The sequence below is a fragment of the Pontibacillus sp. ALD_SL1 genome (assembly GCF_017355605.1).
Genome location: NZ_CP062974.1, coordinates 2,958,984 through 2,978,246, shown reverse-complemented (window position 1 = coordinate 2,978,246; position 19,263 = coordinate 2,958,984). Strand labels below are relative to the sequence as shown.

The window sequence follows — 19,263 nt, the reverse complement described above, 5'->3', positions numbered from 1 at the left end:
CCATTTTTTTTATAAACCATGTTAATCATCTGGGGGCATTACGTTGAATAAAAAAAGAACCTATAAATAGGTTCTTTTTAGCATGGTTTCTCTTCATTTGCATTTTCTCTCGATTCAGCTAACTCATGAACATTACCAAAAGGGTCGCTAAACGCAATACGTTCTCCATCTGGGAACCACACGGGCTCCTCGTCATAAAAGCGCACTCCACGTTCTTTCAGGTCTTTCATGGTAGCGCGAATGTTTTCAACTTCGAATGTAATAATGGTAGACGCTTCTTTCCAGATATCAATTTCTGTATCACGCTCTGTTTTATGAAGTGTTAATCGAATGTTGTGGTCGTGTAATAAGTCTATACAAGTAGGATAGTTATCATGTTCACTTGATTTCTTTAAATTTAGTACTTCATTGTACCATTGAATGGCGAAGTCCAAATCGCTTACATAAATATTGATTGCACATATATTCAAAATAATTCGCCTCCTGAATGTAGTTTGATTAGTAGATGATTGAATAGAATAGTTCTTGATGTATATTTAATAGACTTCCCTTTATGGCAAAATCAAAACTCCTCTTGAAAAGACGAACATTTAATTGGTTTTCATTATTTATATTCGTGCAGGGGTAAAAAATGGGTTGAATTCTTTGCATTAGTCCCCTATAATTAACCTCAACAAAATATTTCGGACGTACTCATATAAAGGCGAGGATATGGCTCGCAAGTTTCTACCAGACTACCGTAAATGGTCTGACTATGAGTATTGCATACATTTGTGGAAGTTAGCTTAAAGCTAGCTCCCTTTCTCACTGCTTGTAGAATGAAACCTCACAAATGGCGCGATACTCGTGCCTTTTGTGAGGTTTTTTTATTCAGGGTGCGTCTGTGTTAGGAGAATACATCATGGAACTGTTAAAGCAAAGAATTCAGGAAGAAGGTAAAGTTTTAAATGATCAGGTGCTCAAAGTTGATTCATTCTTAAATCATCAGGTAGACCCTCTTTTGATGATGGAAATTGGGGAAGCGTTTAGAGAACGTTTTAAACAAGAAGGAATAACGAAGATCGTCACGCTTGAGTCTTCAGGAATTTCCCCATCTGTAACGACAGGGTTAGCATTGGGTGTGAAAGTGATTTTTGCTAGAAAAAGAAAATCATTAACGCTTGCAGATGGGCTTGCTACCTCTAAAGTATATTCTTTTACCAAACAAGAGTGGAGCGAAATCAGTTTGTCATCTGAATTTTTATCGCCTGAGGATCGTGTACTCATTATTGATGACTTCTTAGCAAATGGACAAGCGGCACTTGGATTAATGGATATCGTTGAACAAACAGGTGCTCAGGTTGCTGGGATCGGAATTGTAATAGAAAAAGGCTTCCAATCAGGGAGAGAGATCTTACAATCAAAAGGAATAAAAGTTGAATCATTAGCTCGTATTCAGTCGCTTCAAAATGGTCGTGTCACATTTTATGAAGAAACGGGGGTCCATGTATGAAGAACATAACGATCGGACTACAGCACGTATTAGCTATGTATGCAGGAGCTGTCATCGTTCCTTTAATTGTCGGTAGCTCTTTAGGGTTAAATGCAGAGGATCTAGCTTACCTTGTATCAATTGACTTACTTATGTGTGGTGTAGCAACAATCCTTCAAGCTGTCAGCAATCGATTCTTTGGTATAGGGTTGCCGGTTGTTTTAGGGTGTACGTTTACAGCAGTAGCCCCAATGATCTCTATTGGAAGTAGCGCTGGAATCACAGCTATTTACGGGGCGATTATTGCAGCTGGTTTATTTGTGTTAGTGTGTGCACCAATCTTTGGGAAGCTCGTGTCTTTCTTCCCTCCGGTTGTAACGGGGTCCGTGGTGACGATTATAGGAATTACACTAATTCCTGTCGCAATGGATAATGTAGCTGGAGGTGCGGGGAGTGAAGACTTCGGAAGTATCTCAAACCTTCTCCTTGCGTTTGGTGTGCTCCTCTTAATCATTGTGCTCCAAAGAGCGTTCACAGGATTTGTCCGCTCTGTCTCAATATTAATTGGGTTGGTAGCAGGCAGCCTTGTCGCTATCTTTATGGGGAAAATAGACATCTCTACCTTAGCAGATGCTGCACTCTTTAGAATTCCAACTCCATTTTATTTCGGTGCTCCAACATTTGAAGTGACTCCAATCTTAACGATGATTCTAGTAGCGATCGTAAGTCTTGTAGAATCTACAGGAGTTTATTTTGCGCTAAGTGATATAACGAACAAAAAGATTGAAGAGAAAGACATTACAAAAGGATACCGTGCAGAAGGATTAGCTATTCTGTTCGGTGGTTTTATGAACGCTTTCCCTTATACTACGTATTCGCAAAATGTGGGGCTTGTCCAGCTCTCGGGCGTAAAATCAAGAAACGTCATTTACATTGCAGGCGCCATGTTAATTGCGATCGGGCTATTCCCTGTTATAGGAGCTATTACTACATTAATTCCTAAACCTGTTCTAGGAGGAGCGATGATCCCGATGTTTGGTATGGTCATTGCTTATGGAATTAAAATGTTAAGTCAGGTTGATTTAAAGGAGCAGGAAAACCTATTAATTATCGCTTGTGCTGTCGGCATGGGACTAGGTGTAACAGTCGCCCCTGATTTATTCGCCAAACTCCCTGAACAACTCCAGATTCTAACGGATAACGGAATTGTAGCGGGAAGCTTAACAGCAATCCTGTTAAATGTCTTCTTAAATGTTGTTCCTCAAAAGGTGAAGAGGAAACAACCAGAGACAACGCAATCAATAGCATCCTAATATAGAAAAGGACCAAACCCCTTGATTTGGTCCTTTTTTCTGTTTTTTGTTATTTGTTCAAGAAAAGCGCAGTAATTATAAAGGCTCGAAACTGCCACCTCTGCCATATATGGTGTAACGGAAACAAGCCATAAGCGAGAATCTCGCAAATCTCACCATCCTTAAGATGTGGGGGCGTTCGTAAAACTATAGCCAGGGGTGTCTGGGGAACGGGGAGACTCCTGCGGGAGAAAGAGGTCGACGAGAACCCGGGCTGAACGCAGTGAGGGAGGAGGCTCTAAAAAGAAAGAGGAAGTTCGACTAAAACCGTCACGTCCTGTGACAACGTCGAACGACCCCACTTCGTGTGGGGCCGCCCGCGGAAAGCGAGTCGTTCCCCAGACACCCCAAGTACTACACAAACGTAACGGCCCTATCCACACAAAAGTGTCTCAGAATCAAGTCTTAAGTGGGCTTAGGGGGTATGGTTCGCAGGATAAACCATTCTCATCTGCATGAAAAGGGATTGGTGAGGGGCAAGATAGTTGACAATGGGGCGTGTTGAGGATACCATACGAACGTTTGCAATCATCAAGAAGCACATATGTTGGAGGAATACCATGAGTAATACAAATAAAGGAATACTACTATTATTAAGCGCTGCTTTCGGATTTGCGATGATGTCTACGTTCGTTAAACTTTCGGGAGACTTACCAGCGGTACAAAAGACGATGTTTCGTAACATTGTTTCTGCATTTATAGCATTTGGCTTTGTTTTATATCACAAAGAACGATTCTTTGGTAAAAAGGAGAATCAGAAGTACTTAATTTTAAGATCTTCACTTGGGACACTCGGAATGGTGCTCTATTTCTACTCTATTGATCATCTTGTGTTGTCAGATGCTGATATGTTGAATAAGTTAAGCCCTTTTCTGCTTATTATCTTCTCGGCACTGTTTCTAAATGAAAAGGCGAGGAAGTTTCAGATTGTCGCGATTATCATTGCTTTTTTAGGTACGTTACTTATTATAAAGCCGCAGTTCTCCGTGGAGACGATTCCATATATGGCTGGGCTCTCATCGGCTATATTTGCTTCCCTTGCCTATACGGTTCTTCGTTTTTTAGGTGATAAAGAAGAGTATTACACGATTGTTTTCTATTTCTCATTCTTCTCGACGGTCGTGTTACTGCCGTTTGTGGCATTATTGTATGAGCCGATGTCTCTACAGCAAACCTTGTATTTACTATTGGCTGGTGTTTTTGCGACAGTAGGCCAGTTCGGAATCACACTCGCATATAAATTTGCGCCGGCGAAAGAAATTTCGATCTTTTTCTATACAAATATTTTATTCTCCGCGGTGATTAGTATCGTGGTATTTAATCAAGTACCTGATGCATTAAGTTTCCTTGGTTATGCGATTATCTTTGGGGCTTCTTTCTATATGTTTTGGAAGAATAAAAAGGTTACAGCGTCCTAGCATTGGTGTACGGAGAAGGAAATTGATAAGATGAAGGAAACAACTAGGGAGGAATAGTGAATGGAACAATCAGAACAAAAATTCTTACTGGAATTGCTACAAACTCCGTCTCCGTCGAGTATGGAGATGGAGATTCAAAAGAAGTGGATTGAATATGTAAAGCCTTATGCGGATGAGATTCGTACAGACAATGCTGGGAACGTAATCGGTGTATTAAATCCAGAGGCAGACTTTAAAATTCTATTGGCGGGTCACAGTGATGAGATTGCTCTCGTCGTAAACCGTGTTGATGATCATGGCTTCTTGCATTTTGACAAAATGGGGGGCATAAATCCGAAAGCGGCTGTTGGTATGAAGGTTACCGTTCTTGGACAAGGGGGAACGGTTACGGGCGTAATTGGTGTAAATGCGCAGCACCATGGTGGGTTAAAGGGTGATTTTGGCCTTGATGATCTATTTATTGACTGTGGAGCTAAATCCAAAGAGGAAATGGAGAAGTTCGTTCAAATTGGTGATCTTGCTGTGTATAAGCGTGAACCAGAAATTATGATGGACAGGTACATATCAGGGCGCGGGTTGGATAACCGTACCGGTGCCTTTATTGTAGCAGAAGTATTGAGGAAGCTGTCTGAGAAGGATATTAATGTTGGTGTATATGCAGCGAGCACTGTGAACGAAGAAACGAATATGGGTGGTGCGTATTTTGCAGCCGCTGGCCTTGAACCGACCATGGCGATTGCTGTTGACGTAACCTTTGCGACAGATTATCCACATGTGAATAAGAACAAGCACGGAGATATTAAGCTAGAAGGTGGCCCTGTTTTAGCGAAAGGTGCGCCAATCAATATTAAGATAAATCGTTTATTAGAAGAAGCTGCGAGGTCTAAAGGGATGAGCGTTCAATATGAACTCACTCCCCGTATGACTGGTACCGACGCCGATAAGATGCGTCTGACCGGGAAAGGTGTTCCGATTAGTCTCGTATCATTGCCCCTAAGATACATGCATTCACCAGTCGAGACAGCGAGTCTTCAGGACATTGATGAAGAAATTGATCTTCTCGTTACGATGATTGAAAATATGACAGGTCAGGAAAGTCTCAACCCGTTAGAAGATTGATCAAGAACAAGGGATAGTAGACCCCGAGTCACCACAGAAGTGATTCGGGGTCTTTCCTTTTTAAATTTTAATATCAGGTGTTTTTTTGAAAGGATTATATGTATAATGAGAACATATGTTCTTTTTTTATGGAGGGATAGTTATGGAGAAAGAAAGTAATAGTCAATACCGGGGGACAATTAAGTGGACCAGCTTGATGTTAACAGAGCACATTGCAACGTTGAAAGAAGTCTGGAAAGAGGATGAACGGGTGAAAAAAGGGTTGATCGAAATGGATAAGGCTGTTGAAGTTGATTTTTTAGTAAGGAGAGCCTTGAACGATTCTCTTCCAGTTCAACTTCGTTACTTTTATGGAGACTCGTTGTGTGAAGAAAGTGTAAAAATTTCTGCTCTTGAGGCGGGGAATAAGAAACTTAGAGTTATAAAGTTAGCATGCAAGTCTGAATTATCGATAGACATTCGTGCGATTACAGATATTAAAATACTATAATAATCAAGATCCTGCTCACCATATAGCAAGCTGGCATATACTATAGTGCTTGAGTATATTTACCTTGGGAATAGCAATGGAAAAGTGAATGAGAAAGAAAAATGAATGGATGTTCATTTTGTGAAACATTTTACTGTTCAAATTCTCAATTAGCAGTTATAATGAGAATTGTACTCAACTAAATACGATTCCATCTTCGGGGCAGGGTGAAATTCCCGACCGACGGTGAGGGACCCACTTGGTGTTCTAAGTCCGTGACCCGCTTGGTACGTGTGTGTACCGATCGGTGGACCTGGTGAGAATCCGGGACCGACAGTTACAGTCTGGATGGGAGAAGATGTAGAGCGAAAAATAGGTATATATGATACCTTTATTTCTCTATGGACTTTTATCAACCCCTGAAGCGACCTTTATGCTTGAGGGATTTTTTGATGGAATGCACTATAGCAGATTATTCGCTCACCTTCATCTGGGATGTGAATCGAGAGTAAAGATGAAGGAGGAGATCGATGATGAAACCAAGAGGTCAGTCATCCAAATTATTCAAGCTCATTACGCTCTCGTTAATGAGCACCATATCACTATTACTAATGCTGTTGGACTTCCCGCTACCATTTTTGCCAGCGTTTCTGAAAGTGGACTTTAGCGATGTTCCAGCCTTGTTTGCAGCATTAATCTTTTCACCGGTAGCCGGTATTATTGTAGAGGCTATGAAAAATGGCCTTCACTTTATGCTAGGAAGTGGAGATCCGATCGGGGCAAGCGCAAACTTCTTAGCGGGAGTTATGTTTATCTTGCCGGTTTCCTTGCTATACCACCGTTTCAAGAGTGTGAAAGGTGTAGTATCTGGTCTAGTGACGGGGACAATTGTAATGACACTCGGTATGTCTGTGTTAAACTATCTTGTAATCCTACCAGCCTACACATGGTTGATGGGCTTTGAAGTAGCAGGATCAAAAATGGCCTATGTAACAGCGTTTATTATGCCGTTTAATGCCGTGAAAGGCATTATCGTAGGAATGCTCTTTGTTCCGTTATTCGTTAAAATGAGGCCATGGTTTGAACAGAAACAAACGAAATCAATAAAAGCTGCATAGCAATAGATATATATAGAAATCCCTTGCACGCGATGATGCAGGGGACTTTTTTTGTATATTTGAATACTCGAAGCTGAGAGAATGTTCCGTTAACACTAGTGTGTGGAGTAAGGTGGGCCGGGAAACTATTCGCTTTCCGCAGGCGGTCCCTCACGACGTGGCGGTTTTCGTTGAACTTTAGAGCTTTCTCCCTCACTGCGTTCGGTGCTGGGTCTCGTCGACATCTTTCTCCTATAGGAGTCACACAGTTTCCAGTCCCATCTTTGCCAGATGCGAAGGAAAGGAAATATGTTCTTATAAGTAAGGGGAGAGCCTTTTCTGTAACGGACCGTCTCAAATACGGTGTTTGATAAAAAAGAGCATCACACTTGAGGAGTGTGATGCTCTTTAGAGTTGAATCTAAACGTCGCGACGTTGTTTGATGCTGTAATTTGTATGAGCGACAACGGTTTTCTCGAAGTCTAAATTACGCTCGTGAAAATCGTCCATAATCGTCATGTCGCAGACAACGGAATTTTCTAATTTAGAAGAAGTGACAACAGCTTCTAACTGTTGGCCGTTTCTTTGGAAGGTGATGATATCCCCTTCGGTTGCTTTATCTTCTTCTTTTACTTTTACTTCTTCTTGTTGTTCTTCTTCTGCATTTTTCTTTTCAAATGCAGCATTAACTAAATCTTTGCTCATATTTTCATCAGCCATGAGAAGTTCCCCTTCCTAGTGAAATGTAATGGAGTTTTGTTTTCGTTTGTGTCAAGATTCAGGCCAAGGGTTTCCTTATCTATACCCTTATTCATGGGCCGTCATTCTCCCTAGAGTATTACTCTAACATGATTCTTTTTTCTATTTAAACAAGAAGTTTAAATAGAATCAATAACTTCTTCATACATTTTAATGGATTTGTTAACCGTTTACAAAGGCAATGCAGGTTTTCTTACCTACATTAGAAATGTTTCGGTTGGGTTTAACCTATAAAAAGTAAATGCTAAATACGTAGCGAACGTTGTCCAAAGGAGGTATGGCACAAGGAGCCATGAACTAACCTTATTGTACTTGCGGATTAAAATAATTAGTATACTAGTGGTAACGGCCACTAAAAAAGTATCTACCGTCGCAAGAAGTAAATCTTTCACCTCAAACTGGAAGAAGCTAAATAGTTGGTTCGTTACATAATTGATAAGGAGTACGGTCCAAAACAGTGGGGGAAACGGTTCTTCTTTAGAACTCCACGCCAAAACAATGGACAGTGAGATGAAGGCAAAAAGTACACCCCATACGATCCCGATTACAGACCCCGGTGGAGTCCAGGAAGGCTTATCTAAGCTGTTATACCATTCTTGGTCAATGGGAAACAAGAAACCTGCTAGGCTAAATAACCCATAAATAAGTAGGAAGAGTAGAATTCCTTTTACTACATTGTTCATTCTCTCCTGCTCCTTTCACATGAAGTAGACAAAGAGGAAGGCAAGCTACACAACACATGTTGTTATATAGCTTGCCTCATATATGCCTATTCCATTAAGAGGATTCTTCTTGTTCCTCAACCAAGTATCGAGCGGTCGGCATAGCCTGTAGTCGCTCAAATGGAATGGGTTTCCCGGAATGTTCGGAATAACCATATGTTCCTTTTTCCATACGTTCGAGTGCTGCGTTAATTTCATTGAGCTGTTCCTCAGCATGTTCACTTAGTGTGTATGCTTTTTCTCGTTCAAATTTCTCTGTGCCAAGGTCTCCAGGGTGACTGTTTACATTTGATAATTCTCCTACAGAGTTTCCTTGATCCTCGTCTTCATTTACATAACCATCATGATTATGATTTTCCTTCTCCGCTTCTTCTTTCATAACGTGTAGTTGCTTTTTTAGCTCTTGTAATTGCTGATCGGTTAACATCATGATTACTCCTTTCAAATAAGGAAGGAGGAGTAGAGACTATTTCTTCTTTGGGACGACGCCCACTGTACAACGAGAAAGGCAAATCAGTTCATCGTCTTCATCCACCACTTTGATTTCCCATACCATTGTACTTTTCCCAACGTGTGTTGGAGTAGCAATGCCGTAAACCGTTCCGCTTCGCTTCGCTTTAATATGGTTGGCGTTAATTTCAATGCCGAATACATTATATTCTTCCATATCGACATGGAGAATAGAACCAATACTTGCTGCTGTTTCAGCAAGAGCGACGCTCGCCCCTCCGTGTAAAAATCCAAGAGGCTGGTGGGTACGTTCATCTACAGGCATAGATAAAACGACACGTTCCTTCTTCATCTCTACTTCTTCAATCCCTAAAGCTCCCAATAATGTATTTTTAGCAGTTAAATTCATATCATCGATCCTTTCTTTTTTATTTCCTTTTCATTCTAGAATCAAACATAGCGTACTTCTATCTGTATTCCTCTTAAGGGGGAGACAATCCTGCCTTGTAATAAAAAATGCTCCCCTCAAAGCCAACAGGTTTTTCGTTAAAGCTGTCAACTTAGAGGGGAGCATATGGGAAATGATGAGCGATATAGTGTTATTGAAAACCAGGTTACGTATTTCATTTAAACAAATCGGTGGATGTGTTTAGGGGTCTAAAATGCTTCACCAACCTGCTTTTCTTTACCATGATACGGGTATAATAAATTGAAATAATAACGAAAGGCCAAGTAAAAAGCCGAAGATTGTATTGGTCTGAGCTGTATATTTCATAGCTGGCATCATTGCCAAAGGAGTAGAATTTTTGGAGAATGTTTGTACAGCTCCTTTGGGTTTAGCTAAACTGATCAATACTAATAGAGACCATAAAGGAAGTAAGCCAATTGCAATATAAATCATTGTTAAGACGTAAGCTAATCCGAATAATGCAGCAAGGAAGCGAATTGCACCTTTACGTCCAAAGAGGATAGCCAGTGTTTTACGTCCGTTCTCTTGATCTCCTTCTAGATCACGTATGTTGTTAGCAAGAAGAATTGCGCCAATTAAAATTGCAACAGGAATGGAAATAAGGATCACTTGGGCTGTTACTATACTCGTTTGAATGTAATAACTGATTCCTATAATGACAGTCCCCATAAAGAACCCAGATACAAGCTCACCAAAAGGTGTATAGGCTATTGGATAAGGGCCTCCTGTGTATAAATAGCCACATAACATAGAAGCAATGCCAATTGCAGCAATCCACCAAGTAGTTAAAATACAAATATAGACACCTAAAACCATTGCCACACCAAAGAAGCTAAGAGCAAGTGCTAATACCTTTTTCGGAGGTATGCCATCACGAACAATAGCTCCGCCGATTCCGACAGATTGCTCTGTATCTAAACCGCGCACATAGTCATAATACTCATTGAACATGTTCGTAGCTGCCTGTATGAGGATTGAAGCCAGAAGCATAGCGAGAAATAAACCTAAATGAAACGAACCATCTAATCCTGCCAACATCGTACCAATGAATACAGGCACAAATGCTGCAGTTAACGTATGTGGTCGTAACAATCGCCACCAAACTTGCCAACCTTTCTGTTCATTCAAGGCTGTTTGTATATCTTTTTTGTTCATGCTTTGCATCTTTTTCTCTCCTTAATTATGACTATTTTATAATAGTCCTATTTCAGTTTAGGCAAACTGTATGACACTGTCAATACGGAAAGAGCCTTTGGGGGCTACTGCATATGTGCCTATGAGGGATGGTAATGATTGTTGATACTTCCGTTGGCTATTGAAGGTTTGAACAGTCGCCTGTGCTTTTCTTTGATCTAGCTCCGGGGGCTAGGGGCTAGCGTGATAAGCAAAATACCTGCAGTGGCTAACGCCACTTCCGGCAGTTTGCTTATCCGGCCCCACACGAGGTGGGGTCGTTCGACGTTGTCACAGGACGTGACGGTTTTAGTCGGACTTCATCATCTTCTTGGGCAAGCCCCCTGCGCTTTTCTGATCTAGCTCCGGCGGGGAGGGCCTAGCGTGATAAGTCATCTTTTCTCCAAAGGCTAATCGCCTTTTCCGAAAAGCTGTCTTATCCGTACGGCCCTATTCACCCCCCCTGCGCTTTTCTTTTTACTTGTTCTATATTAAAAAAGGGAATAAAATAAAGATGGGATTTTTATGATTTATAATGATTTTTCGATATAATAGTACTGTTGTGCCAAAATATATAGTGACAAAGTCCCTGATGATTGGAGGGCATTCATTTGATTGAAACAACTTCGTTTTATCATGAAAAGCTTTATAAAGCTCTTTCAAATAGAAAGCATATCGACACGCCTCAGCTTATAAGTGTAACCACTAGGGTGGATTCGGTTGATTCCCTTGGTTTTTTCCAGGCAGGGAAGGTTTATCAGGGGGAACGGGTTTATTGGACAAGTGCTGATACGATGTTCACTCTTGTTGGTGTTGGATCGGCTTATACCTTTGAGGCTGAGCAAAATCGTTTTTACTCGACTAGGCAAATGTGGAATGATGTTCTAGCAGAAGCTGTAATTGACAACCCGTACAAAATTCCGGGAACAGGTCCGGTTGCCTTAGGTGGGTTTTCGTTTGATCCTTTAAAGGAAGAGAATGGAACCTGGAGAGACTTTCCTAACAGTAAAGTCTCAATTCCGATGTATTTGTTGACGGAGTGGAAAGAAGAGACCTATTTGACCATAAATTTGATGATTCATCCCCACGATAACGAGGATGAATTATTTGGTCACGTTACAGAAGAATATCAGAAATTACTTGCTGGAACTTCCACCTATGATGAAGATGTCATGGTTACGAACCAGGAAGAAGTTCGTCCTGATGAATTCAAAGAGATTGTATCTAAAGCCACGGATCATATAAAAAGCAACCGATTAGGGAAAGTCGTTTTGGCCAGAGAGATGATTGTCTCATTTTCAGATGATCGTAAGGCTTCTTCAGTCATCCGTCAATTGAGAGAAGAGCAGACTCAAAGTTATATATTTGCAATTGAAAGTGGAGACTCTTGTTTCGTGGGAGCGACACCTGAGCGTCTTGTCAAAGTTGAAGATAATGAACTGCTATCAACATGCTTGGCGGGAACGGTGCCACGTGGCAACACTCCAAAAGAAGATGAAGCTTTAGGTCAAGCGTTGATCCGCGATGAGAAAAATTTGCAGGAACATGATTTTGTTGTACAAATGATTAAAAAAGCTGTAACAGGTTGTTGTGAAAATGTTCACGTACCAGATTCGCCTGTTTTATATCCCCTTCGTAACTTGCAACACCTTTATACACCTGTGAGCGGGAAGCTTAAGGAAGGTGTATCTTTACTAGAAGTCGTTGAAAAGCTTCATCCTACTCCTGCTTTAGGTGGGTATCCAAGAGAAGACTCTCTTCAGTTTATCAGAGATAATGAGCCCTTCCATAGAGGGTGGTATGCCTCACCGGTAGGTTGGTTTGACAGTTATCAAAACGGTGAATTTGCTGTTGCTATACGTTCGGCGTTATTAAAGAAAGATCAGGCCATTCTTTTCTCAGGATGTGGGGTCGTAGAAGACTCTGACCCAGATGAAGAATACAAAGAAACCGCTGTTAAATTCTTACCTATGATTCATGCTTTAGGAGGAAGAGAATGACACATACAGAAACCCTTACTAGATATGTGGCCAACTTTGTGGATGAGCTCGTACAGACAGGATTAACCGATGTTGTCCTCTCTCCTGGGTCAAGGTCCACACCATTGTCCATGACCTTCGCAGAACATGAAGCGGTGAACCATTGGATTCATGTAGATGAACGTTCTGCAGCTTTTTTTGCTTTGGGGATAGCGAAAGAACAGCAAAAGCCAGTTGCAATTGTTTGTACATCTGGAACGGCAGCTGCCAATTATTATCCGGCTATTGTTGAGGCCTATTACAGCCGTGTTCCTTTATTGGTGTTAACGGCTGACCGTCCTCATGAACTACGGAATGTCGGAGCCCCACAGGCTATTGATCAGATTCATATGTTTGGTCAATACGTAAAATGGTTCGAGGAAATGGCGTTACCTGAAAGCAGTGAAGCAATGCTTCGTTATGTACGCAGTAAGGCTGCCAGAGCCTTTTACACGTCACTTGATCATAACCCTGGTCCTGTTCATCTAAACTTTCCGTTTCGTTCACCCTTAATTCCGGATTTCTCACTCGATCATTTATGGGGGGAGAGTTCTGATCGATCGTTTCACCATGCTTATCAAGGGGAGAGAAAGGTGCAACCAGAACTCATCGGGGAAATTAAAGAAAGGGTGGATAAGCACCAAAAAGGTTTGATTGTTTGTGGACCTCAAACGGATCGGGACTTACCCGTTGCAATTACTCAGCTTGCTCGACATTTACAGCTTCCGGTTCTAGCAGACCCCCTATCACAAGTCCGCTCTGGTCAACATGAAAAGGACCATGTGATTGAAAGCTATGATGCAATATTAAAAAGTCCAACTGTAAGAGAGCAATTTGTTCCTGATTTCATTATTCGCTTCGGAGCAATGCCTGTTTCAAAACCATATTGGCTTATGCTTCAGGACCACCCAGAAATTGAGCAATACGTTGTGGAACCTTATGAAGGCTTCAGAGAACCAAGTGGTAACGCAGCTTCTCTTATTTTTGCTGATGGAAAACACTTCTGTGATACTTGGGTTAACCACTTTGAGTCATCTTTCTTTGATGTTGAATGGTTAAAGAAATGGCAGGAAGCCAACCAGCTAGCCAAAGCAACGCTAATAGAAAATCAAGAGACGACCTTATCAGAAGGTCATATCTTTACAGAGATCTTAAAGAGTTTCCCTGAAGAAGGCTCTCTTTTTGTAGGGAACAGTATGCCGATTCGTGATTTGGATACGTTTATGTTGACAACGCCCAAATCAATTCGAACACTAGCTAATCGAGGTGCTAATGGCATAGATGGAGTTGTTTCAAGCGCATTTGGAGCAGCGGCTCACGGTGAGAAGGTTACTCTTGTGTTGGGTGATTTATCGTTCTTTCATGATCTTAATGGTTTATTTGCAGCGAAGCAGTTTGGCTTAGATCTTCGCATTGTGGTTATCAATAATGAAGGCGGAGGCATTTTCTCGTTTCTACCTCAAGCTGAACATAAGAACCACTTTGAGCCTTTGTTTGGAACACCTTTAGCTCTTGACTATAGTAAAGTCATTGAGATGTACGGTGGACAATATGAAGAAGTAGCCACGTGGCAGCAATTCAGAGATTCTATAGGTAGATCCTCTGAAGCTAAAGGATTGTCTGTCATTGAAGTAAAAACAAACCGTGAAGAAAATGCTGCTTGGCATCGTCAAAAGTGGAAACAAATTGAACATGCCTTATTAGAAAGGTGATGAGTGGCGATGTTTATAAAGGTACACGAACAAAATTATTGGGTTGATACAATTGGAGAAGGGGAGCCTGTATTGCTTCTGCATGGTTTTACAGGGTCTCACTCCACATGGGACGAACTAGTAAGCACTCATCAAGAAGATATACAATGGATTAGACTAGATTTGCCTGGACACGGAAAGACAGAGGTTACAGAAGATTTTACGATGGAGTCTGTTTGCAAGGATATTAGTCAACTTTTAGCACAGATGTCCTTGTCATCTGTCCATGTGATAGGCTATTCTATGGGAGGAAGAACAGCTCTTTCATTTGCAATGGCATATCCTGAAATGGTAAAAAGTCTAACGCTTGAAAGTGCAAGTCCTGGACTTCACTCCACTCAAGATCAACTTGCTCGGCAAACAAAAGATGAAGGGTTAGCAGAATCTTTGGAGCAAGATGGAGTTGAAGCTTTTGTGGAAAAATGGGAGGACCTCCCTATGTTTGAAAGCCAGAAAGGTTTATCAGAAGATATCCAGAACAGAATTCGTAGAGAGCGTTTGAGTCAGACGCCAAAAGGGTTAGCTGCTTCTTTGCGTGGTATGGGGACAGGTGTACAACCTTCTTGGTGGGACCGCTTATCTACATTTACGAAGCCCGTTCTACTTGTTACGGGAGAATGGGATGAGAAATTCACATCCATTGCCAAACAAATGGAGGGTCACTTTTTACATGCCATTCATGAAAACATACCACAAACTGGTCATGCAATTCACGTGGAACAAGCGCAAACTTTTGCTAAAATAGTATATGAGTTCATCGTTTCAAGTGAAACTAGATGAAAGCGCTATAATTAAAAGGAGGAGTATACATATGTCAGCAGTAGAATGGATTAATGAACGTCATTATGATGACATCCTTTATCAAACACACGATGGTATTGCAAAGATTACCATCAATCGCCCTGAAGTACGAAACGCTTTTCGCCCTCACACGGTTAAAGAATTATTAGATGCGTTCTCATACGCACGTGATGATTCTAAAATCGGTGTAATCGTCCTTGCTGGTGCAGGAGACGATGCATTCTGTGCAGGAGGAGATCAGAAAGTTCGCGGTCATGGTGGTTATGTAGGAGACGACGAAGTACCACGTCTTAATGTGTTAGACTTACAACGTTTAATTCGCGTTATTCCAAAGCCAGTTGTAGCAATGGTTTCTGGATATGCAATTGGCGGTGGACACGTTCTTCACGTAGTATGTGATCTTACAATTGCAGCAGACAATGCAATCTTTGGTCAAACGGGACCAAAAGTCGGAAGTTTCGACGCTGGGTACGGAGCCGGATTATTAGCCCGTATGGTTGGTCATAAGAAAGCCCGCGAAATTTGGTACTTGTGCCGTCAATATTCTGCTAAAGAAGCAGAAGATATGGGTATGGTAAATACGGTTGTGCCTTTAGAAAAACTTGAAGAAGAAACCGTACAATGGTGTCAAGAAATGCTTGAGAAATCACCTACGGCTCTACGCTTCTTGAAAGCGTCCTTTAACGCTGATACAGATGGTCTTGCGGGTCTTCAACAAATGGGTGGCGACGCAACACTTCTTTATTACACTACAGAGGAAGCAAAAGAAGGTCGCGATGCTTTTAAAGAAAAACGCAAACCGAACTTCAAACAGTTCCCACGTTTCCCATAAACCGATTGATGTTTAGAGGGTGCCTGTGAAGAGTTTCCCCTCCTAATGGGGACTCCACAGGCATCCTTTTTTATTTGCCCCCTTATATGGAAGACTTGAAGTTGAGAGAATGCTTCCGTTTGCTCAAATTGAGAATAAGGTGGTTCGGGAAATCACTCGCTTTCCGCGGCGAGCTGGGAAGCCTCCTCGTTCGCTACGCTCTCTGTGGGGTCTCCCCTAGGCTCCCACTGCCGCAGGAGTCTCGCAATTTCCCGAACCACCTTTGCCATATATAGAGGGAACTGAAGCACGCTTCATAAGCAGGCGGATTGTTGAAGCCCCGCCCTACTAGAGCTGCGGGGCCGTTCTACAACTTCTGATAAGGGGTGTCTGGGGAACGGGGAGACTCCTGCGGGAGAAAGAGGTCGACGAGACCCCACAGAGAGCGCAAGCGAACGAGGAGGCTCAACAGCTCGCCCGCGGAAAGCGAGTCGTTCCCCAGGCACCCCTAGCACTCAATAAACTTAACGGCCCCACACAGGATAGAGTGCCTCAGCTTCGAGTCTTCAACAATCCTGCCCTGTTCTTGAATAAACTTGTTAGATAATCATAATTTTTGGTGATGTTAATAGTGGAAAGGGTGATAAATATGAGCGAACAAACCATGCCAAATTGGTTAGAACAGCGAGCTTTTTTAACACCGGAACGTGTGGCTCTTGTAACGGAAGATGAGACCCTGACATTCTCTGAACTCCAACACCGAACAAAAGAGATGGCAGCCCGCCTATCCTCTCTTGGAATCCAAAGGGGGGAGCATGTTGCTGTTTATGCTAAAAGTTCTGTTGAAATGGTCCAAATGATACATGCTCTTTCCTACTTGGGGGCTGTTGGGGTGATGCTGAACACACGTTTAACAATTGAAGAGCTTGTTTTTCAAGTAACAGACTCAAGTTGTTCTTATATTATAGGAGAGGACTCCTATAAGGGCACAATAGAAGAAATAGAAAAGCAAACTGAAGTCCAATCTTTATCATTTGAAGAGTTGAAAGATTGTCAAGCTAGTTCGATTTCGATGCTTGAAGAAGTCAAGATGGCAGCCCCATACACGATCCTTTATACGTCTGGGACCACAGGTTCTCCAAAAGGAGTTATGCTTTCTTATAGTAACCACTGGTGGAGTGCAGTTAGTTCGGCATTAAATCTTGGTATTACAGAAAAAGACCAATGGTTGGCTGCCCTTCCCCTCTTCCATGTAGGTGGGCTGTCCATTCTCATGAAAAGCGTGATATATGGCATGCCGGTCCATCTACACACTTCTTTTGATACTGAAGCGGTCCATGATGCAATCATGAACAAGGGAGTTACGACGGTTTCTGTGGTATCCGTCATGCTTGATGGTCTCTTAGACCGGCTTGGCTCTGAGTATTATCCTGCTAATTTTAGAGGAATGTTGTTAGGGGGCGGTCCTGCATCAGAAGCGTTATTACATAAAGCGAAAGAAAAGTCAGTCCCTGTTTTCCAAACGTATGGCATGACCGAAACAGCATCTCAAATTGTTACGCTTAGTCCTGATTACGCCTTAGACAAGATTGGATCGGCTGGTAAACCTCTATTTCCTGCTCAACTTTCAATTGAATTAGATGGCAAACCAACAAATGCACATGAAGTAGGAGAAATTGTGGTGAAAGGTCCTATGGTGACTGCTGGTTATTACAGAAGGCCTGAAACAAATGAAGAAATGATTCAACAAGGGTGGCTTCGTACTGGTGATCTTGGCTATAAAGATGAGGACGGCTTCTTATATGTTGTTGATCGTCGAAAAGATCTGATTATATCAGGAGGGGAGAATATCTATCCTGCTGAAATTGAAGGGGTTTTAAGCGGGCTCGATCAAGTGAAAGAAGTTGGGGTTGTTGGGAAAGAAGATGAAAAATGGGGGAGCGTCCCAGTAGCTTTCATTGTAGTAAGGGAAGGAATGCCACTTTCAAGGGAAGATATTTTAGACTTTTCGACAGAACGTCTGGCCTCTTACAAACAGCCGAAAGAAATTTACTTTGTTGATCACTTGCCGCGTAATGCGACGAACAAGCTTCTACGTAGGGAGCTGGCCAATTGGCTAAAACAGAGGAGAAATGTACAATGAACCTGACTTCTGTGAAACTACATCGATATAAGATGAACCTTGTTACACCTTTTACAACACATGCAGGAACGGTTCAACAGAGAGAAGGCATTCTCGTAGAAGCAACTGATTCAAATGGTCAATCAGGTTGGGGAGAAGGGGTAGCCTTTTCAACTCCCTTTTATACAGCTGAAACGGTGGAAACCTCTTGGATTATGATGAAAGATCATTTTCTCCCTAGAATTAAAGAGAGCACGATTCACCATCCTTCAGATTTACCTAAGATAGTCGAGAAGGAGCAGGGGCATCAAATGGCGAAAGCGGCTCTTGAAGGGGCTTTGTGGGATTTATATGCTAAACAGCAGAATCAATCCCTTTCTTCACTTATTGGGGGAGTACAGTCTGCTATCCCTGTCGGTGTTGTCGTAAGTTTATCAGAGGATCTTAATGAACTTGTTTCCTATTATGAAAATCAAGGGTACAAGCGTATAAAAGTGAAGGTTCGAAAAGGCTGTGAAAGAGAAGATATTGAAGCTGTCAAACGTCTATCATCTGGTCTTTCTATTATGTTCGATGGAAATGGGGCTTATGGTGAAGAGGATCTGGAGCACCTTGCGTCATTAGATGACCTAGGCCTTCTGATGATTGAACAGCCGTTTAAAGCTGGTGATTTCTATTTGCATAGAGAACTACAACGACGCATGGACACACCTATATGCCTCGATGAAAGTATTGGTAGCTATCATGATGCGTATCAGGCCATTCAACTAGGAAGCTGTAAGAACATGAATATCAAAATTAGCCGTGTAGGTGGATTAACTGAAGCACTGCGCATTAACGACTTATGTGAAGCTTATGGGGTGAGTGTATGGTGTGGGGGTATGCTTGAAACTGGCATATCAAGGGCGCACAATATTGCATTTGCATCCCTGCCAAACATAACGATTCCTGGGGATATATCGGCTTCCAAGCGATATTGGCATGAAGACGTGATTATTCCGGAAGTTGAATTACAAGGCGGGCAGGTAGAGGTGCCGCGGCATATAGCAGGTATTGGTTTTGAGATCAATCGTGAACGAGTGAGTAGGATTACACAAGAAACGTTCACCTATCCGTTATAAGAGTACAAAGCATATTGGGTGCTCTTTTTTTATGAGTAGCTCTGATCTAGTTCTAAAGGTATATTCTGTAAGCGATATTTATATTTTGTATCATGAGTAAAAAAGATCATTCCTCTAGATTTAAGTTTATGCTAATTGTA

Annotated in this window: 18 protein-coding genes and 2 riboswitches; of the genes, 12 read left to right on the top strand and 6 right to left on the bottom strand. The window is 41.9% G+C overall.

What is annotated here, in order from left to right; genetic code table 11:
* Nucleotides 1-77: 77 nt before the first annotated feature.
* On the bottom strand, nucleotides 78-470 hold the full coding sequence (locus tag IMZ31_RS15080) for a VOC family protein (RefSeq protein ID WP_207528119.1): 393 nt from the start codon (nucleotides 468-470) through the stop codon (nucleotides 78-80).
* A gap of 203 nt (nucleotides 471-673) precedes the next feature.
* A riboswitch (purine riboswitch) is annotated at nucleotides 674-775 on the top strand.
* Nucleotides 776-901: 126 nt separating this feature from the next.
* Here IMZ31_RS15080 and IMZ31_RS15075 point away from each other — a divergent pair.
* From IMZ31_RS15075 to IMZ31_RS15050, 6 genes are all read left to right on the top strand, one after another.
* Entirely contained in the window at nucleotides 902-1,492 is a 591-nt protein-coding gene (locus IMZ31_RS15075; RefSeq protein WP_207528118.1) for a xanthine phosphoribosyltransferase, read from the top strand.
* The gene (locus IMZ31_RS15070) at nucleotides 1,489-2,784 is read left to right on the top strand and encodes a nucleobase:cation symporter-2 family protein (RefSeq protein WP_207528117.1); all 1,296 of its coding nucleotides are present in this window, start codon (nucleotides 1,489-1,491) and stop codon (nucleotides 2,782-2,784) included. The genes IMZ31_RS15075 and IMZ31_RS15070 overlap by 4 nt, the downstream gene beginning before the upstream one ends.
* 599 nt (nucleotides 2,785-3,383) lie before the next feature.
* Nucleotides 3,384-4,241 carry a DMT family transporter gene (locus IMZ31_RS15065; protein ID WP_207528116.1) on the top strand — a complete coding sequence of 286 codons (858 nt, stop codon included), beginning with the start codon at nucleotides 3,384-3,386 and terminating at the stop codon, nucleotides 4,239-4,241.
* A 60-nt stretch (nucleotides 4,242-4,301) separates the two neighbouring features.
* Nucleotides 4,302-5,360, top strand: coding sequence for a M20/M25/M40 family metallo-hydrolase (locus IMZ31_RS15060; protein WP_207528115.1), 1,059 nt, complete (start codon nucleotides 4,302-4,304; stop codon nucleotides 5,358-5,360).
* 142 nt (nucleotides 5,361-5,502) lie between these two features.
* Nucleotides 5,503-5,850, top strand: a complete 348-nt coding sequence (locus tag IMZ31_RS15055; protein ID WP_207528114.1) for a YolD-like family protein — start codon at nucleotides 5,503-5,505, stop codon at nucleotides 5,848-5,850.
* A 188-nt stretch (nucleotides 5,851-6,038) separates the two neighbouring features.
* Nucleotides 6,039-6,193, top strand: a riboswitch (FMN riboswitch).
* 166 nt (nucleotides 6,194-6,359) lie between these two features.
* On the top strand, nucleotides 6,360-6,947 hold the full coding sequence (locus IMZ31_RS15050) for an ECF transporter S component (protein WP_242705576.1): 588 nt from the start codon (nucleotides 6,360-6,362) through the stop codon (nucleotides 6,945-6,947).
* Between the two features lie 399 nt (nucleotides 6,948-7,346).
* Here IMZ31_RS15050 and IMZ31_RS15045 read toward each other — a convergent pair whose 3' ends face one another.
* The 5 genes from IMZ31_RS15045 to IMZ31_RS15025 form a co-directional block, all read right to left on the bottom strand.
* Nucleotides 7,347-7,646, bottom strand: a complete 300-nt coding sequence (locus tag IMZ31_RS15045; protein WP_207528113.1) for a YkvS family protein — start codon at nucleotides 7,644-7,646, stop codon at nucleotides 7,347-7,349.
* Nucleotides 7,647-7,882: 236 nt separating this feature from the next.
* Nucleotides 7,883-8,368 carry a TspO/MBR family protein gene (locus tag IMZ31_RS15040; protein ID WP_207528112.1) on the bottom strand — a complete coding sequence of 162 codons (486 nt, stop codon included), beginning with the start codon at nucleotides 8,366-8,368 and terminating at the stop codon, nucleotides 7,883-7,885.
* A gap of 94 nt (nucleotides 8,369-8,462) precedes the next feature.
* Nucleotides 8,463-8,834 carry a TraR/DksA C4-type zinc finger protein gene (locus IMZ31_RS15035; RefSeq protein WP_207528111.1) on the bottom strand — a complete coding sequence of 124 codons (372 nt, stop codon included), beginning with the start codon at nucleotides 8,832-8,834 and terminating at the stop codon, nucleotides 8,463-8,465.
* 39 nt (nucleotides 8,835-8,873) lie between these two features.
* Nucleotides 8,874-9,266, bottom strand: coding sequence for a hotdog fold thioesterase (locus tag IMZ31_RS15030; RefSeq protein WP_207528110.1), 393 nt, complete (start codon nucleotides 9,264-9,266; stop codon nucleotides 8,874-8,876).
* Between the two features lie 276 nt (nucleotides 9,267-9,542).
* Nucleotides 9,543-10,490, bottom strand: a complete 948-nt coding sequence (locus IMZ31_RS15025) for a 1,4-dihydroxy-2-naphthoate polyprenyltransferase (RefSeq protein WP_371825455.1) — start codon at nucleotides 10,488-10,490, stop codon at nucleotides 9,543-9,545.
* A gap of 620 nt (nucleotides 10,491-11,110) precedes the next feature.
* Between IMZ31_RS15025 and IMZ31_RS15020 the strand changes: the two genes are divergently transcribed.
* From IMZ31_RS15020 to menC, 6 genes are all read left to right on the top strand, one after another.
* Entirely contained in the window at nucleotides 11,111-12,499 is a 1,389-nt protein-coding gene (locus tag IMZ31_RS15020; RefSeq protein WP_207528109.1) for an isochorismate synthase, read from the top strand.
* A complete protein-coding gene (gene menD, locus IMZ31_RS15015; protein ID WP_207528108.1) occupies nucleotides 12,496-14,229 on the top strand; it encodes a 2-succinyl-5-enolpyruvyl-6-hydroxy-3-cyclohexene-1-carboxylic-acid synthase in 1,734 nt (577 codons plus the stop codon). The genes IMZ31_RS15020 and menD overlap by 4 nt, the downstream gene beginning before the upstream one ends.
* A gap of 9 nt (nucleotides 14,230-14,238) precedes the next feature.
* Nucleotides 14,239-15,048, top strand: coding sequence for a 2-succinyl-6-hydroxy-2,4-cyclohexadiene-1-carboxylate synthase (gene menH, locus IMZ31_RS15010; RefSeq protein ID WP_207528107.1), 810 nt, complete (start codon nucleotides 14,239-14,241; stop codon nucleotides 15,046-15,048).
* A 31-nt stretch (nucleotides 15,049-15,079) separates the two neighbouring features.
* Nucleotides 15,080-15,901: a 1,4-dihydroxy-2-naphthoyl-CoA synthase gene (menB, locus tag IMZ31_RS15005; protein WP_207528106.1), complete on the top strand. Its 822-nt coding sequence runs from the start codon at nucleotides 15,080-15,082 to the stop codon at nucleotides 15,899-15,901.
* A 628-nt stretch (nucleotides 15,902-16,529) separates the two neighbouring features.
* A complete protein-coding gene (locus tag IMZ31_RS15000; RefSeq protein WP_207528105.1) occupies nucleotides 16,530-18,023 on the top strand; it encodes an o-succinylbenzoate--CoA ligase in 1,494 nt (497 codons plus the stop codon).
* Nucleotides 17,993-19,123 (top strand): o-succinylbenzoate synthase, encoded by a 1,131-nt coding sequence (gene menC, locus IMZ31_RS14995; protein WP_371825454.1) that lies wholly within the window; start codon nucleotides 17,993-17,995, stop codon nucleotides 19,121-19,123. The genes IMZ31_RS15000 and menC overlap by 31 nt, the downstream gene beginning before the upstream one ends.
* Nucleotides 19,124-19,263 lie beyond the last annotated feature (140 nt).

Bases quoted from the DNA above. Each gene is read 5' to 3' on its own strand.
- IMZ31_RS15075 (WP_207528118.1), top strand. From the start codon at position 902: ATGGAACTGTTAAAGCAAAGAATTCAGGAAGAAGGTAAAGTTTTAAAT.
- IMZ31_RS15070 (WP_207528117.1), top strand. From the start codon at position 1,489: ATGAAGAACATAACGATCGGACTACAGCACGTATTAGCTATGTATGCA.
- IMZ31_RS15065 (WP_207528116.1), top strand. From the start codon at position 3,384: ATGAGTAATACAAATAAAGGAATACTACTATTATTAAGCGCTGCTTTC.
- IMZ31_RS15060 (WP_207528115.1), top strand. From the start codon at position 4,302: ATGGAACAATCAGAACAAAAATTCTTACTGGAATTGCTACAAACTCCG.
- IMZ31_RS15055 (WP_207528114.1), top strand. From the start codon at position 5,503: ATGGAGAAAGAAAGTAATAGTCAATACCGGGGGACAATTAAGTGGACC.
- IMZ31_RS15050 (WP_242705576.1), top strand. From the start codon at position 6,360: ATGATGAAACCAAGAGGTCAGTCATCCAAATTATTCAAGCTCATTACG.
- IMZ31_RS15045 (WP_207528113.1), bottom strand. From the start codon at position 7,646: ATGGCTGATGAAAATATGAGCAAAGATTTAGTTAATGCTGCATTTGAA.
- IMZ31_RS15040 (WP_207528112.1), bottom strand. From the start codon at position 8,368: ATGAACAATGTAGTAAAAGGAATTCTACTCTTCCTACTTATTTATGGG.
- IMZ31_RS15035 (WP_207528111.1), bottom strand. From the start codon at position 8,834: ATGTTAACCGATCAGCAATTACAAGAGCTAAAAAAGCAACTACACGTT.
- IMZ31_RS15030 (WP_207528110.1), bottom strand. From the start codon at position 9,266: ATGAATTTAACTGCTAAAAATACATTATTGGGAGCTTTAGGGATTGAA.
- IMZ31_RS15025 (WP_371825455.1), bottom strand. From the start codon at position 10,490: ATGCAAAGCATGAACAAAAAAGATATACAAACAGCCTTGAATGAACAG.
- menD (WP_207528108.1), top strand. From the start codon at position 12,496: ATGACACATACAGAAACCCTTACTAGATATGTGGCCAACTTTGTGGAT.
- menH (WP_207528107.1), top strand. From the start codon at position 14,239: ATGTTTATAAAGGTACACGAACAAAATTATTGGGTTGATACAATTGGA.
- menB (WP_207528106.1), top strand. From the start codon at position 15,080: ATGTCAGCAGTAGAATGGATTAATGAACGTCATTATGATGACATCCTT.
- IMZ31_RS15000 (WP_207528105.1), top strand. From the start codon at position 16,530: ATGAGCGAACAAACCATGCCAAATTGGTTAGAACAGCGAGCTTTTTTA.